The 13,577-nt window shown below is 67.9% G+C and carries 19 protein-coding genes and 1 pseudogene; 3 read left to right on the top strand and 17 right to left on the bottom strand.

What is annotated here, in order from left to right; all coding sequences use genetic code 11:
* Positions 1 to 8: 8 nt before the first annotated feature.
* From SALPAC6_RS0113875 to SALPAC6_RS0113820, 12 genes are all read right to left on the bottom strand, one after another.
* The gene (locus tag SALPAC6_RS0113875; RefSeq protein ID WP_018254005.1) at positions 9 to 461 is read right to left on the bottom strand and encodes a hypothetical protein; all 453 of its coding nucleotides are present in this window, start codon (positions 459 to 461) and stop codon (positions 9 to 11) included.
* A gap of 9 nt (positions 462 to 470) precedes the next feature.
* Entirely contained in the window at positions 471 to 806 is a 336-nt protein-coding gene (locus SALPAC6_RS0113870) for a hypothetical protein (protein WP_018254004.1), read from the bottom strand.
* A gap of 238 nt (positions 807 to 1,044) precedes the next feature.
* Positions 1,045 to 3,585, bottom strand: coding sequence for a phage/plasmid primase, P4 family (locus SALPAC6_RS0113865; protein WP_018254003.1), 2,541 nt, complete (start codon positions 3,583 to 3,585; stop codon positions 1,045 to 1,047).
* 105 nt (positions 3,586 to 3,690) lie between these two features.
* Entirely contained in the window at positions 3,691 to 4,263 is a 573-nt protein-coding gene (locus SALPAC6_RS0113860; RefSeq protein ID WP_018254002.1) for a hypothetical protein, read from the bottom strand.
* Positions 4,264 to 4,348: 85 nt separating this feature from the next.
* Positions 4,349 to 5,410: a hypothetical protein gene (locus SALPAC6_RS0113855; protein ID WP_018254001.1), complete on the bottom strand. Its 1,062-nt coding sequence runs from the start codon at positions 5,408 to 5,410 to the stop codon at positions 4,349 to 4,351.
* The gene (locus SALPAC6_RS0113850) at positions 5,407 to 5,742 is read right to left on the bottom strand and encodes a hypothetical protein (RefSeq protein WP_018254000.1); all 336 of its coding nucleotides are present in this window, start codon (positions 5,740 to 5,742) and stop codon (positions 5,407 to 5,409) included. Before SALPAC6_RS0113850 ends, SALPAC6_RS0113855 begins: the two co-directional genes overlap by 4 nt.
* Positions 5,739 to 6,071 carry a hypothetical protein gene (locus tag SALPAC6_RS0113845; RefSeq protein ID WP_018253999.1) on the bottom strand — a complete coding sequence of 111 codons (333 nt, stop codon included), beginning with the start codon at positions 6,069 to 6,071 and terminating at the stop codon, positions 5,739 to 5,741. The genes SALPAC6_RS0113850 and SALPAC6_RS0113845 overlap by 4 nt, the downstream gene beginning before the upstream one ends.
* Positions 6,068 to 6,346: a hypothetical protein gene (locus SALPAC6_RS0113840; protein ID WP_018253998.1), complete on the bottom strand. Its 279-nt coding sequence runs from the start codon at positions 6,344 to 6,346 to the stop codon at positions 6,068 to 6,070. The genes SALPAC6_RS0113845 and SALPAC6_RS0113840 overlap by 4 nt, the downstream gene beginning before the upstream one ends.
* Positions 6,343 to 6,573, bottom strand: coding sequence for a hypothetical protein (locus tag SALPAC6_RS0113835; protein WP_018253997.1), 231 nt, complete (start codon positions 6,571 to 6,573; stop codon positions 6,343 to 6,345). The genes SALPAC6_RS0113840 and SALPAC6_RS0113835 overlap by 4 nt, the downstream gene beginning before the upstream one ends.
* A gap of 1 nt (position 6,574) precedes the next feature.
* Positions 6,575 to 6,799: a hypothetical protein gene (locus tag SALPAC6_RS0113830; protein WP_018253996.1), complete on the bottom strand. Its 225-nt coding sequence runs from the start codon at positions 6,797 to 6,799 to the stop codon at positions 6,575 to 6,577.
* A complete protein-coding gene (locus SALPAC6_RS0113825; RefSeq protein ID WP_018253995.1) occupies positions 6,796 to 7,572 on the bottom strand; it encodes a DUF2786 domain-containing protein in 777 nt (258 codons plus the stop codon). The genes SALPAC6_RS0113830 and SALPAC6_RS0113825 overlap by 4 nt, the downstream gene beginning before the upstream one ends.
* 350 nt (positions 7,573 to 7,922) lie before the next feature.
* Positions 7,923 to 8,177 (bottom strand): hypothetical protein, encoded by a 255-nt coding sequence (locus SALPAC6_RS0113820; RefSeq protein WP_162561556.1) that lies wholly within the window; start codon positions 8,175 to 8,177, stop codon positions 7,923 to 7,925.
* 99 nt (positions 8,178 to 8,276) lie between these two features.
* Here SALPAC6_RS0113820 and SALPAC6_RS0113815 point away from each other — a divergent pair, with 99 nt between their 5' ends.
* Positions 8,277 to 8,816, top strand: coding sequence for a helix-turn-helix domain-containing protein (locus tag SALPAC6_RS0113815; RefSeq protein WP_223874440.1), 540 nt, complete (start codon positions 8,277 to 8,279; stop codon positions 8,814 to 8,816).
* 291 nt (positions 8,817 to 9,107) lie between these two features.
* On the opposite strand, the gene SALPAC6_RS27785 is transcribed toward SALPAC6_RS0113815, so the two are convergent.
* The 4 genes from SALPAC6_RS27785 to SALPAC6_RS25995 all read right to left on the bottom strand — a co-directional run bounded on the left by SALPAC6_RS27785 (position 9,108) and on the right by SALPAC6_RS25995 (position 11,984).
* Positions 9,108 to 9,329: a hypothetical protein gene (locus SALPAC6_RS27785; protein ID WP_263404749.1), complete on the bottom strand. Its 222-nt coding sequence runs from the start codon at positions 9,327 to 9,329 to the stop codon at positions 9,108 to 9,110.
* Positions 9,330 to 9,398: 69 nt separating this feature from the next.
* Positions 9,399 to 10,397, bottom strand: a complete 999-nt coding sequence (locus SALPAC6_RS0113810; protein WP_018253992.1) for an IS3 family transposase — start codon at positions 10,395 to 10,397, stop codon at positions 9,399 to 9,401.
* Between the two features lie 5 nt (positions 10,398 to 10,402).
* Positions 10,403 to 10,843 carry a transposase gene (locus SALPAC6_RS29440; RefSeq protein ID WP_162562054.1) on the bottom strand — a complete coding sequence of 147 codons (441 nt, stop codon included), beginning with the start codon at positions 10,841 to 10,843 and terminating at the stop codon, positions 10,403 to 10,405.
* An 826-nt stretch (positions 10,844 to 11,669) separates the two neighbouring features.
* Positions 11,670 to 11,984 (bottom strand): Rossmann-fold NAD(P)-binding domain-containing protein, encoded by a 315-nt coding sequence (locus SALPAC6_RS25995; RefSeq protein WP_018253990.1) that lies wholly within the window; start codon positions 11,982 to 11,984, stop codon positions 11,670 to 11,672.
* A gap of 72 nt (positions 11,985 to 12,056) precedes the next feature.
* Between SALPAC6_RS25995 and SALPAC6_RS30220 the strand changes: the two genes are divergently transcribed.
* Both SALPAC6_RS30220 and SALPAC6_RS30215 read left to right on the top strand, forming a co-directional pair.
* On the top strand, positions 12,057 to 12,566 hold the full coding sequence (locus SALPAC6_RS30220) for an HAD family hydrolase (RefSeq protein WP_018253989.1): 510 nt from the start codon (positions 12,057 to 12,059) through the stop codon (positions 12,564 to 12,566).
* On the top strand, positions 12,535 to 12,729 hold the full coding sequence (locus SALPAC6_RS30215; RefSeq protein WP_263404715.1) for an HAD family hydrolase: 195 nt from the start codon (positions 12,535 to 12,537) through the stop codon (positions 12,727 to 12,729). Before SALPAC6_RS30220 ends, SALPAC6_RS30215 begins: the two co-directional genes overlap by 32 nt.
* Positions 12,730 to 12,910: 181 nt before the next feature.
* Here SALPAC6_RS30215 and SALPAC6_RS27780 read toward each other — a convergent pair.
* Positions 12,911 to 13,552: pseudogene (locus SALPAC6_RS27780) on the bottom strand (IS630 family transposase); the annotation flags it as partial.
* Positions 13,553 to 13,577 lie beyond the last annotated feature (25 nt).

Here is a 13,577-nt window from a genome sequence, read left to right as displayed (position 1 = left end):
CGGCCTCCTCAGGTGGTGGGTTGGGGTTGGCCGTAGCCGGCGGCGTGCAGAAGGGTGACGGCGTCGCCGAGCAGCATCCGCACGGGCCAGTGCATTCGCATTGCCGGCTCGACGCCTGTGGCGAGTGCGATGACCTGGTGGGCGGGCATGACGGCCCACCAGCGGCCGGCGTTGGCGGTGCCGATCCCGGCGCGTTGCACGACCAGGACGCCGATGTTGGCTTGGGCGTTGGTGACCTCAACCGCAAGTTCGAGCATCCAGCGGCTGATGGTGAGGTCGGAGGCGTTGCGGGCCGCGTTGCCGCCTTTGACTTCCCAGCAGATACCGGGGGTGCCGGTGATGTCTCCGGCGTCGTGGGCGCCGCGGAGGCTGCGCCGTTCGGCGTGGGGCCAGCCGTGGGGTTGGAGGTAGCGGACGACGGCGGTTTCGGCTCGGGTGCCGATGTCGCGGGGACGGGGCATCGGATCTCCTCAGTAGGGGCAGCCGGCGGCGACAACGGCCGGGGCGGTCGGTGGGCTGGGCTGGCGGTGGTGAACGGGCACCAGGCGGTGGCAGCGGTGTTCGGCGAGGACTGGTCCGGTGAGGGCGGTGCCGGCGATGCGGGTGGCGTCCCGGTGGACGAGTCCGCCGCGGGTGAGGGTGTAGGTCTGGAGGTTGTCGAGCAGGGCGGCGATTTCGCCGGCCCGGTTGAGTGGGGTGAGGTCGACGCGGGCGTGGAGTCCTTCGGCGTGGCCGGTGAGGACGGTGGCGCCGCAGCGGGGATGGGTGTCGCTGGTGATGGGGGTGGTGATCAGGTGGACGGTCATTTGCTGGCCTGCCGATGACGCATGACGCATGACGCGTCTTCTCCGGTTGGGCTGCCATGTGCGCGTACATGCGTGCGCGCGCGTTCGAGGGGAACGGGAGAAAACGCGTCATGTGTCATGATCTTGCTTGTGTGGTGGGCTAGTCGTACTGCCTGAGCTGCGGAAACTTGCCCTGACAAGATCATGACGCATGCGTCATTCGATGACGCGTTTTGAGCGACGGGCGAGGCGATCATGGTCACCACCCGCCCTGCTCGTCGCGAACCGATGACGCATCCGATGACGCGTCATCGTCGATCAAAAGCGACAGATTGCCGTACAAGCGGGCGGCGGGGGTGCGCAACCGCAGCACCTTGAAACGCTTCTCCAGCGCGGCGCCGAGGGCCTTGGCGCTGACCGGTGCCTCACCTTCGGCGTAGCAGAACTGCTCGTACGCCTCGCGTACCTTCGCGGTCTTGATGGTGACGTGCTCGCCGCCTCCGAGGTGGCAGCACTCCTGCACGAATTTCGCGACGGAGTCCTGGTCGTGGGCGTACTCGGCGGTTGCGGCCTTCACACGGGCCGGCTCCTGGAGGCCGCTGGCGTGGTACTGCGTGGTGCCAGCCGTGATCCAGGCGAGCAGCGCCGGCCCGTGGTCGCGGACGAGGATGCCCTGAAGGTCGTCAACGATCTTTTCTTCGGGTACCTCGTGTTCGAAGGGGATGAGTCGCAGGCGTCGCCAGAACGAGCGCCCGCCGGAGCGGACGGCGGGCTGGTGGTTGCCCATCAGCCACAGTTGGTGGCTGGGCGTGAAGGTGAAGTGGTCCTGGCGCATGAAGCGGGCGGTGAGGCTGTCCCCGCCGGTGAGCATCTTGACTTTGGCCTCGTCGAAGCGGTCGTCGTCGTTGACCTCGGAGCAGATGACCATGCGGGAGCCGGCGAGGCGGGCGATCTCGGTTTCGTGGCCGGGGTGGGACTGGGCCATCAGGAAGCCGACGGGGGCGGTGGTGGCGTAGTCGCCGAGGACTCCGGCGAGGGCCTCAAGGAAGACACCTTTGCCGTTGCCGCCGGAGCCGTGGCAGAACGGCAGCACATGCGGACCGACGTGTCCAACGGCGGAGTAGCCGACGAGCCGCCGCAAGTAGGTGATGAGTTCGTCGTTGTCGCCGAACGTGTCGGCGAGGAATTCGTTCCAGCGGCCCAGGTCGGCAGTGAGGTCGACAGGGACCGCGGTGCTACGGGTGTGCAGGGCGGCGGGCTCAGCCGCCCGGACGGTGCCGGTACGTAGGTCGACAATGCCGGCGGGGGTGTTGAGTTCCCACGCGTTGGCGTCGAGGTCGTCGAAGTGGGCGACGACGTGCGGGTTGTGCTGGGCAAGGCGGGCGATGCCGGTGACACCGGCGGCGGACATGGCTCGCTTGCGGAAGGTGGCCCATTCCTTGTCGTTGGGAATCCGGTCAGCGAGGGCCAGGAGGAGTTCACGGTGCTGCTCTGCGTCGTCCCACGCCCAGCGGTGCCCGTCCCACATGAGCCAGCGGGCACGCTGCGGGCAGTAGCGGAGGACATCGCCGTGGTTGGCTACGAGGGCGCGGGCCATACCCGCCTCGGTGGGGCCGAACTGCTCGGGATTCGGTGACGGTTCAGCGAGCACCCGCGCGGCGGTGCCATCAACCGCCGCTAGGACGCGGGCGGCTTGTCCGGGTGGGAGTAGGTCGGCGATCGCGGCGCGTTGCTCGGCGGCCGGGTCGGTTTTCTCGGTGGGGGTGCCGTGCCCGGTGCGAGTGAGGTGGCGTGCGGCGGCGGTGTGGTCCCCGCCGTGGTGCAGTACGGCGTAGGCGCCGAATTTGGTGTACGGGGTTTCGGTGTCGAATTCGGTGCTTGAGGAGAAGACGTACAGCCGGTCGCGGTCTGGGTCTTTGCCGGTGGTAGCGGAGATACCGGGAGTGTCTTTGCCGGGCCGCCGCCAGGTGCGGTAGCCGCCGTGCTGGCCGGCGACGACCTGCCAGCCGGCTCCGCCAAGTAGCTGGTTGTCGGCCCAGTCGGTCTTGCGCTCGAAGTCGTCGCCAGGGCTGAGGGCCGCCGCGTCGCGGACGAGTTGCAACGTGGGTCGGGCTGGCGGGGGCGACTCGGGGGTGGGTGTTTGGTCGAGGCAGCGAAACGCACGGTGCAGTTGCTCTCGCTCGTCGCGACTGATCGTGGGTACCGCTCCGTAGTGGCCGTAGGTGATTTCCCACGGTCGGCCGGTGGGGTGGGTGGTGCCGGCGGAGGGGGCGACGACCACGAAGCCGCCCTCCCCACGGGTCTCGGCCAGGCCACGCACGATGGTGTGGTGCGGATTCCGTTCGAGGACGGCCCGTTCGTTGTTGGTGAGCTCGTCGTCACGGGCGGGCCGGCTGGCGAGTTTCGTGTTGCCCGGCACCGGGCCGCCGCTGAGCCGGTAGAGGATGTGGAGTCCGCCGGAGGGGGTGCGTTCGGCGTAGCCGTTGGCGGTGACGCGTAGCCACAGATCGGCCATGCCGGCGTCGGTGACCAGCTTGGTGAGTTCGGTGAGCGCGCCGTCGGCCACGGCACGCCCTTCGAGTTCGAGCATCTCCAGGTTGCCGGAGGCGGCGCCGCAGATGAGCCCGAGGCCGGGGTGGCTGCCGGCGAACCAGGATTCGATCTGGTTTCGTGTGGGCCGGCTGGTCTGGTACTGAACCCAGGATCCAACAGCGGGTGCTTTGCTGCCGTCGGTCTTGGCTGGCAGTACGCAGGCTCCGGCGTCGTGCCACGCCAGCGCTGCGTCCTGTACCTCGGTCATCTATCAGCTCCTGGACTGTCACTACTGTCGGGGTGGTGCCGGGGCTCCGGGGCCGCCGGCCAGCCCCAGGTGATGGGGCTGGCCGGCGACGCGGGGGCACCGGAACTACTGGCCCATGGCGGCGCGGAGCTTGGCGCGCTGGTCGGTGCTCATCTGCGCCCACAGCGCCGGGTCCACGCCGGCCGGCGCGGTGTCGGCCGGCGGCGTCACGGCCGGGACAGCCTGGGGCGCTGGCGTGGTCGGCTGGCCCATGAGGATGTTGCTCGCCGGTGCGGGTGGGGCGGTGTAGGTGGCGCTGTAGAGCTTCGGCGCGCTCCACGCAGCGCGTTTCTTCTCCCCGTCGCCGGTGTAGGTGACGGTCAGGGTCGCGCCGACCTCGATGCCCTTGGCGCCGGACTTGCGGACGGCGTCGCGGACAGCGGACAGCATGTTGCCCTTGATGTAGAGGGCGCGCACACCGTCGTCGTCGGCGTCCTGCGGATCCCGCTCGTCGGTGTGGACCTGGACGATGATCTGCATCATCGGGTCGCCGTTGTCGAAGGTCTTCGCCACACCTTCGGGTGTGGTCTGCTGCCGGGCTTCCGGTTCACGGACGACGCGACCCGACACGCAGGTGCCGACGGTGGGGAAAGCAGCGGACTTGACGCCGCCGCCCATGAGTAGTTCGTTGGCGTTCATTCTGTGGTTCTCCTTTGCTCCGGTGTTCCGGTGTTCCGGTGTTCCGGTGCTCGGTTGACCGGCCGCCAGTAGGCGGCCGGAGGTTTCAGGAGGCGATGAGCCCGTCGGTGAAGCGGTCAACGCGCCGCTTGTGCGCGGCGGTGTCACCGGCGCACCCGTCCCAGCCGGTGGGTTGGCCGGGCCGGTGAAACGGGCACCACTTGCAACTGTCGGCGCTGGGGGCGGCCGGGATAGCGGCGATGAACGCCGGGTTGGCGGTCACGTCGAGGTCGAGGAGCAGTTGCACGGTGGCGTAGTAGCGGTCGATCGCCCGGTGGGCGATGTCCGGGTCGTAGGGTTCGGTCCACTCGTCGGAGTCGTCGTACTGCCACGACCGGGCCAACAGCACGAGACGGACATAGCGCACCGGCCGGCCCTTACGTTCGTGGCCGAGCCCGTACAGGTGGCCCTGCACCCGGTAGTCGGGCGACACCTGCTCGGCCGGCGGCCTACCGGACCGCTTGGCGGTGCGCAGTTTGGTCAGGGCGGTGGTGCCGACGTGTTTCCAGTCGACGACCATGTGGTGGTCGGTGTCGAACGCGTCACCGTGACCACGGATACCGTCCACCCCGGGTAGTCCCGGGTCCACCACGAGGTCGTCCTCTGCCAGCCAGCGTTCCCGGCCGAGTTGGGCGTTCCAGAACGCGACGACCTGCTCCATCTCGGCGTGCACGGCGGTGCCCTGAAACGGCGCCCACGTGGGGGCGTTGACCGGGCGGCGCGGCGCCCCGGCGAGTTTGCGGGCCATCTGCTGCTGACACGGCGTGCCCAACTCCGACGGGCCGAGCCGCCGCTGCACCGAGCGGGGACGGCTGGCGTCGTAGTCGATCAGCACCCGCCGAAGCTCACCGACCGTTGACGGCGGATCGACGGCCGGCTCTCCCGCCGACTCCGTGGTGGGGGTGGTGAACAGGTCAGCCGGCGGCGGCGTCGGTTCCGGCACCGCCGGCGGTTCGCACCCGATGTGCCAGCCGGCGCCGGAACCCGGGTCAGTGACCAGCATCGGGTCAAGACGCTCCCCACACCGAGCAAGGCAATGCGGCTGCGGCGTCTTGCCGCCGGTCAGGGCCGCGATGACCGCGTCGAGGGTCGCCTGGTCCACACTCATACCGCTGCCTCCTGCTCGTCGAGATGATCACGCCGCTGCTCCTCGTCGAGGTCGACGCGCGTGCAGTCGGGACACTGGCTGGCGCCGTACAGATACAGCCGGTCAGCCGGATCCCACCGGTGCTCAGGCAGGTCACAGGTGACACAGCTAGCAATGTCGGGGGTTCGCCGGTCCCAGTAGCCGGCGTCCACGCCGGTACACGAGGGGCAGTAGGCAACCCACCGCCCGCCAGCGGTGACGCCACAGCGCCAACCGGCTACCCGGGCCTGCTCTACCGGGATGCTCTCGGTACGGGAATCGGCGGTGCAGGTAAGCCGACGACTGACGGTCACGACGGGCCCCCGTCCGGGAGCTCGGCGTACCGGTCGGCCAACGTCGGCCGGCGGCCCGGAGGGGCGGTCGGCCGGATCGCTGCGGCCAACTCGACGAGTACGGCGTTGACGGCCCGGTCCGGGTCGATGCCGTCCGCGCATCCGGCGCACGCCTCAGCGAGGGCTAGCCCTGCCCGCCAGTCCCGGCCGGGCTCGGTAAGCCAGTCGGCCAGCGTGGCGAGGATGAGGTCGGCCCGGCTCACGGCGTCGGCGCACGAGCTGCAGTCGATGCCATGGCAGTCCGTGGCGTGGGGCGAGATGACGTCCACGATCGCGTCGATGAGGTTCACCGGCCCGCCTCCTCACGGCCGACGCCGAGCCGCTCCCGCGCGGCCACCAAACCCACCCGCAACTGCTGGGAGGTGCTGATCGCCCGGTCCCGATCGGCCCGTGCCTGCCGCAGGTCGTCGGACAGCCCGCGGGCCAGATCCCGCCACTGGTGTGCCTGCCGGGTACGCCGCTGGTAGGCGGCCGTGGTGGTGTCCAGCTCGTCCTGCAGGCGGGCCCGCTCGCGGTATGCCGCGTCGAGGGCGGCGGCCAGCTCCCGCACCATGTCGTCGGTCATGTGAGGCTCCAGATCAGCAGTGCGAACAGCAGGTACAGGACGACGCCGATTGGCACGCCGGCCAGCAGGGCAGAGACGATCCGCACGGTGTCCGCGTGCGGATGCGGCGCGGCAGCGTGACGGGCACCCTCCACCGCCGGGCAGGCCAGACCGTGAGTGCGGCCGGGCACGGTCAGGCAGCCGGGGCACACCCCGGGGCCCGAGTGGGTCTGCTCGTGACGTGCCATGTCAGGCCACCCCCCGCAGCGCCGGATCAGTCAGCGGCACCAGGCCGGGGCAGTGCGGCGGCAGCGTCACCGGCAACTCCGGCGGCGGGTACTCGCCGGCCGCGACACCCCGCCAGTAGCTGCAGGAGCCGTCGTGGGGCTCCCCGGGCAGATGCCCGCAGCCCAGGTCCGGGACCGTGATCGGATCGGCGTCGTCGGCCATGACCGGCCAGGTCGGGGCGCTCATCGGGCACCGCCAGTGATGCGGTGCTGCTCCTGGGCGCGACCGCCCCGGTCAAGGCGAGTGCCACCGAGGTCAGCGCGACGTCCAGCAGTTGCCCCGTCGTGATACCCCGATCCCGACAGGGATCGTCGGCGGGCCTTGCCGATCTTCGGGTACGCCTCGTGCAACATGCGGGCCGCGACCGCCGCGCGGTCCGCCAAGACCAGCGCGACTGACGACCCGCCCGCACCTGTGTCGTGTTGGTGGCTGGCCTCCCGGGCGGCCTTGGCCTCCGCCTGCTGGATCCGAAGGGAGACCGCTGCGGTAAAGCCGGCCAGCCATGACCGGCGGAACGCGGCGGGGGACTCCCACACCGCCGGCGGGGCCTGCGCCATCCCATTGACCGCCTGCAACAGCAGGGACGTGAACAACATGTCGACCCGCTCCAGGTCGGAGCCGTAGCCGAACAGGTGCACCGAGTAGGTGCTTCCGCGGCGCTTGAGCACGCACTTGCAGCCCAACGCCATGCCGATCTGCGACAGCAGACGCTGCTTGTCCACTGCATACGGGGCTTCGACTGTGACTATCCGATCACCAGGCATATCGGTGCCCGGGTTCGTGGCGGCGAGCATGGCTCGATTCACCCCGTACCGGGCCATCAAGTCTGCGGCCTTCGCGGTGAACGCTTCCGCTTCAGCAGGCGTGGCAGCGGGGTCTCCCGCCTTGTTGAGCAACGCGCGGATGCGCTGGAGCATCTTCTCCGGCGCGTCGTTGGTTGGGTTACTCTGCGATTGCATCTGCACTTCTCCTTCTGATGTGAGTTGTGGTGCGGGTGTCGAGCCCTTCGCCGATCTGCGGTCGGCGGGGGGCTCACTTCATCGACGCTCCCCAGCGAGAGCGGGTTAGCCCTTGGTGCGGCGCTGCCGGGGAAGTTGCGCTATGCGGGTCATGTGGGCTCTGCGGCGGCTCTCAGCCAGGCGGGTGAGCGTCGGCAGGTCGAGGTCGGGGAACTCGGCGCGGACCTCGACAAGCCACTTCGCAGTCGCGGCCCGGCGTGCTGGCTCAGTTGCGGCCCTTCGGTCCGGTGTTTGTCCCCATCGGACGTGGGCGCCGATCCTGCCGGCGGCAGCGCGGTTCATCGTTCCTCTCATCGTTCCTCCGTCGTGAAGAGGGCTTCGTATGGCACCCGTGGCAGCGCCGTGCGGACTGCGGCGATGAGGTCCGCCGATGGCAGGTGGTGACCGTTGCGGATCTTGCTGAGAGCGGCCGGACTTATGCCTAGGAAGGCAGCGCGGGCTGCGTCGGTGTCGTAGCCGAGCGCGGTAGTGATGCGGTCAAGTTCGTCGAGGCGGAGCACAACCCGAGGGCGGGACGTTCGCTGGCTAGCTTGTGTTTCGAGCACGAAACACAAGCTAGCGGTAAAATCGCACGCACGCAATCTCCATGCCGTCATCCGTTCGGGTGACTTTCGTGCTCGAAATCTTGGGATAGGATCCCGTGCATGCATGAACTCATCGTGATGCCGCTAGACCGACATCCGGTGCCCAGTAGGGCCGCCTCTCGCTTTCGCGCGCGAAATGACTTAGGGTGCGTTCATGTGAGCACCACTTGGGGGTCAGAAGCCGGGGCGGCTCTACGGGCGTACGTGCTACAGCATGCTGCCAACGCAGACACCGGCATCGAGAGTGTCGCGGACCTTGCCCGTGCCACGGGCATCAAACCGAGCGTCTACAGCAAGTGGTTCAACGGCTCCGAGCAGCCCAGCGTGCGCAGCTTGCAGCGGCTGGCTCCTGTTATCGGCGCTCCGCTAAGGGAGCTTCTCGTGCTCGCGGGTCGCGTCGAGGCGGAGGACCTAGGGCTGGATGCCACGCCAGAGCCACCAGAAGTGCTCGGCCACCCCTTGGCGCGTGAGCTAGACAACCTCTTGGCGGAGAGCTCGCCGCTGTCTGTGAAGGATCGCACTGCCATCGAGACCTTCTTGCAGCAGTACCTGGAGCCGTATCGCCGAACCCGGCGATCAGGCCGCAGGCGGCCTGCGTGAGTCAGGTGCTAGCGCTGTAGCAGACAGAGGAGTATTCGCTCGAAACCGATAGTCGTCGACCTGCGTTTTCGCTGGTCGCCACAGCGCTAGGAGCGAGAGTGCTTTTAATCCTTAGGTTCTGGGTTCGAGTCCCAGGCGGCCCACCACCAAGAAAGGCCCCTTGAACTGGGGTTTCTGGAGTTGTCACCGATCTTCTTCTTCCAGGGTCATCGATCAATGGGGCCGATGTGAGCCCAAGGTGAGCCCGGGGGTGTATTGCCATGCCATGAGGCGGTGGACGCTTCCACCGCCTCAGGCGACACATCCATCGGTACTGGTCGAACTGTTGGGTTCGCGTGAGCCCGGGTGAGCCCGGGAGCGCTTCTGCCTGGGCACCAGACGCGCGGCGGCTTCCGCCGCATCGTGCGCCACCTCTGGCAGGACCGAGGTGTATGTGTCCGAGGTTAGGGCTGCGGACGAGTGGCCCAGCATCTCTTGCACCACCTTCCGGTCGACCCCGGCCGCGAGCGCGATCGTTGCCGCACCGTGACGGAGGTCGTGCAGCCGGATCGGTGGTAGGCCAGCCCTTCGGTAGTTGTCAAGTCAAACTGAGACGGTTGGTTCCTGCTGGGTTGGCTTGTTGATCCAGGCGTGGTCGGGCAGTTTCGGTGCGCGGGGCCTGCGGTTGAACCGGTCCGGGTGGGCGGCGTGGGCCGCGTCGAGGGTGTCCTGCCGTCGCTCACGGATCTGCTCGGCGGTGCCGTAGTGCACCGACGCCGGGGTGTGCCAGCCGATCCCGGAATGTCGGTGTTCATGGTTGTAGGCGGTGAAGAAGCCGTCGCAGAAAGCTTTCGCGTCAGCGAGGGACCCGAACTTTTCCGGGAAGTCCGGCACATACTTCATGGTTTTGAACTGGGCTTCGGAATACGGGTTGTCATTCGAGGTCCGAGGTCGGGAATGCGACCGTAGGACACCGAGGTCGACGAGCATCTGCGATACCGGCTTCGACACCATGACGCCGCCACGGTCGGCGTGGATGGTGTGCGGCTCGACCCCGTTACGGCTGATCGCATCGGCCAGGAAGTCGCGGGCCACGACCGCGTCCTCCCCGGCCGCGACGAGCCACCCGACAACATAGCGCGAGTAGATGTCGATAACGACGTAGCACCGGTACCAGAGGCCTGTGACAGGTCCTTTCAACGCGGTGATGTCCCAGGACCACACCTGACCCGGCCCCGTCGCGACCAGTTCCGGACGTACCCGGGGTGGATAGGCCGCCAGTCGACGTCGTTCCCGGCTCTGCCCGGCCGCACGGGCGATGCGATACATCGTGGATATCGAGCAGTGGTAGCGGCCCGCATCCAGTTCCCTCGCCCAGACCTGCGGGATCGCCAGGTCGGCGTAGACCGGCGAGTTCAGCACCGCCAGCACCCGGCCGCGTTCGGCCGGGCTGAGTGCCTGCGGTGGCGGGGTCCGGGGCAGCCACGGCCCGTGCCGTGGACCGACCGGCTTCACCCGCCGGTAGTACGTCGCCCGCGAGGTCCCGGTCAACGCGCACGCCCGCTGCACCGAGATATCCGCGCCGCGTAACTGCCCGAACACGGCGGTCAGGATCTCTTCGGCGGGTTGTCGTTGTCCGCGCTCTCGGAGAGTTCTTCCAAGAGCGCGTGCGCTTTTCCCATGATGTCCAACGCCATACGGGTCTTCTTCAGATCCGCCTGCAGCTTCTCGTTCTGCCGGCGCAGCTTCTCCAACTCCACCTGCTCCGCGGACTTCTTCACCCGCGACCCCGCCGCAGCACCGGAACCCGTGACCGGAGTCCCTACCTGTCCGAGTTGCCCGGCATCCCGAGCCCGTGCCCACTCGATGATGTGCGACGAGTACAAACCTTCCCGTCGCAGGATCGCGCCTTTCTCCCCGTTCGCGGCGTTCTCGTACTCGGCGACCATCGCACGTTTGTACTCCGGGCTGAAAACCCGCCGCGACGGCTTCGGCGCCGGATCAACCCCGTCGCCGGACACCGGCTGCTTGCCAGAAGAAGTGGACACGTACACAAGGATCTCCGATCCCCGCCCTCAGCAGGCCCGCCACCCCACTCACACAGGGTGTTCTCACACCATCTTGACCAAGAGGGAGTAGCCCGCTGAGGCGCTACACGCACAACGAAACCCCCGGCCTTCCTCACCCGGTAGCCGGGGTTGCGCGTCCACAGGGCCCGTACTGCCGGCCCCGCAGTGACGATGTATTGCGGGCGGTCTTCTATGTGGCTTCTTGCTCCCCGCCTCACCCCTGGATGGTGAGCCCGGTGTGAGCCCGGATGTCTCTGGACCGGCCGTCAGCCGGTGGGACCGGTCGGCATGAAGAAGGGTGCCTACCTGGTCTGATAGGCACCCTTCACTATTCAGTGGGACTGGCTAACATGAAGTTGATCGACCTACGGATCAGAAGGTTAGGGGTTCGAATCCCTTCGGGCGCGCAAGGTCGTAAGGCGCTTGACCTGCAAGAACAGGGGTCAGGCGCCTTTGCTTTGTCGTCCCTAGTGGACGGTTGGGTGCTCGGTGGGTGCTCGTGCGACGGGCATCCCCTCCGTCCCGCTCCGTCCCGGTGGTAGCCAGTCCTGTACCAATGGGTTTTGATCATGTTTCCCCCTCTCGGCCTACGAGCCCAGACAACGAGACGGCGAGGTGGGCCCGCACCCTGGTCGGGTGTCGCGGCGCTGGCGGTACGTCTTCGTCAATCTCTTCGGCTTGCGGGCGCCGGTATGTCCCTGTCGCTGACATCCGTTAATGTCAACATGCCGTTAGGGAAATATAGAAGCGGTGATCGTCTTCCTCTGATCGCGCTGGAGGTACCCCCCCTTAGACCCGCAGCAACTCAAGGCCGCTCCGCTGGGCCGGGCGCCAGGAGTTGGCCGCCACGGGCGGCGCGGGTCAGCCACCAGGTCAGGCGGCCAACGTATTCGTTCGGGCCGAGAATCACGCCGGGACGCAGGACGACGGCCCGCTCCTGGCCGACGGCTTGGACGACAGCGTTCTCGCATCCAGCTTTGAGCGCCCCGTACTGGCCGGCATATCCAAGATCGGCCCCGAAGGTCGCATCAGCGTCGGGTGGGCAGTCGAACAGCGGTGATTCGTCGTCCAGGGGCTCGTCCGGCCAGCCGGTGTAGACGTTGACCGAGGACACGTACACGTAGCGCCGACGACCGGGGCCAGCGCGGTCGCAGCGGTCAGGACCTGAGACGGGACGTAGCCGATCGTGTCGATGACGGCTTCCCACGGACCATGCTCGGCCAACCGCTTCAGGTCTTCGGGCCGTTCCCGATCACCATGCACGACCTGCACCCCGGGCAAGTACCACACCGCGTTCGGCGTCTTCTGGAAACACCCCGCCGACACGGGCACCTACAGCCTGCACGACCTGCGCCGAGGCGTCTGGCACACGGCGCTGCGGATCATCGGCGTCACGCTCGACGACACCGACCTCGACCGGCTGGTACGCGCCTGCGCCGCCGCCCAGCTCGCCATGATCGAGCCGGACCCGGAACTACGCGACCTCCCGCGGACGCTGGCCGACCGCGTGCCGCTCGCGGTCTCCAGCAACGGACCACTCGCCTCGATCCGGGAGAAGCTAAACGGATCCGGTCTCGCCGAGTTCGTCACCGCCGTCATCTGCGGCCCGGAAAAGCGGACTCGCAAAACCCGACGCCAGGCCCTTCCTCCTGTGCAGCCGGGCCCTGAACGTGGCCCCCACCCGGTGCCTCCACCTCGGTGACAGCTGGCAGGCCGATGTTCAAGGCGCCCGGGCAGCCGGTCTAACCCTGCTCTGGATCTCCCCGCAGCCGGCGGACACCCCGCCGCGGCCGGCGACCGTGCCCCGGTACCCCACCGTCCGCGACCTCCTGCAACTCCTGCCGCCATACACCAGGACGAGCTGACCCAGCAGCCGGCCCAGCAGAGGTCAATCGCTCAGCCGCACCCAGACCGACGATGAGGAACTCTCCCCATGACTCCGCTCTACGCGACAGCACCGAGACAACGAAAGCGCCTACCAGCACGTGTGATACTGGTTGCCGCACTGGTCACCGTCACCATCGCCCTGACGGCAACCATCACGTAGTCGACTCGCAGAGGCATGGCTTTCTGTACAAGATGGACCTTGGCGAGGATTTCGTCGGCGGTCGCTGTCCACTGGAACGGGCGGGGGTTGGCGTTCCAGGCCGCGATGTAGTCGCGGATGGTGCGGATCAGGACCTGCACGGAGGAGAAGGTGCCGCGCTGAATGGCCTGCCGGGTGGCGATGCCGAACCAGGTCTCGATCTGGTTCATCCAGCTGGAGCCCTTGGGGGTGAAGTGGAAGTGCACGTGCGGGTTCGCGTCCAGCCAGGCCTGGACCTCTGGGGTGGTGTGGGTGGACAGATTGTCCAACACCACATGCACGTCACGCCCACGGTGCGGGGCGACCGCCTTCTTCAGGAAGGCCAGGAACTGCGCCCCGTTACGCGACGGCCGACACTCGCCGATGACCTTGCCAGTGGCGACGTTGAACGCGGCGAACAGGTTCGTGGTGCCATGCCGGACGTAGTCGTGGGTGCGCTTCTCGGCGGCATCGAACTCGATCGGCAACAGCGGCTGCGTCCGGTCGAGGGCCTGGATCTGGGTCTTCTCGTCGAGACTGAGCACCACCGCCCCACCAGGCGGGTCCAGATACAAACCGACGATGTCATAGACCTTCGCCGCGAACGCCGGATCCCTACTGAGGTCATTTCAGTGAGCTGTTGTCCGC

This window comes from Salinispora mooreana, from assembly GCF_000379065.1.
In the GTDB taxonomy this organism is placed as follows: Bacteria; Actinomycetota; Actinomycetes; order Mycobacteriales; family Micromonosporaceae; genus Micromonospora; species Micromonospora mooreana.
Note: the sequence above shows the minus strand (reverse complement) of the source record. Positions and strands in the feature narration are given on the sequence as shown.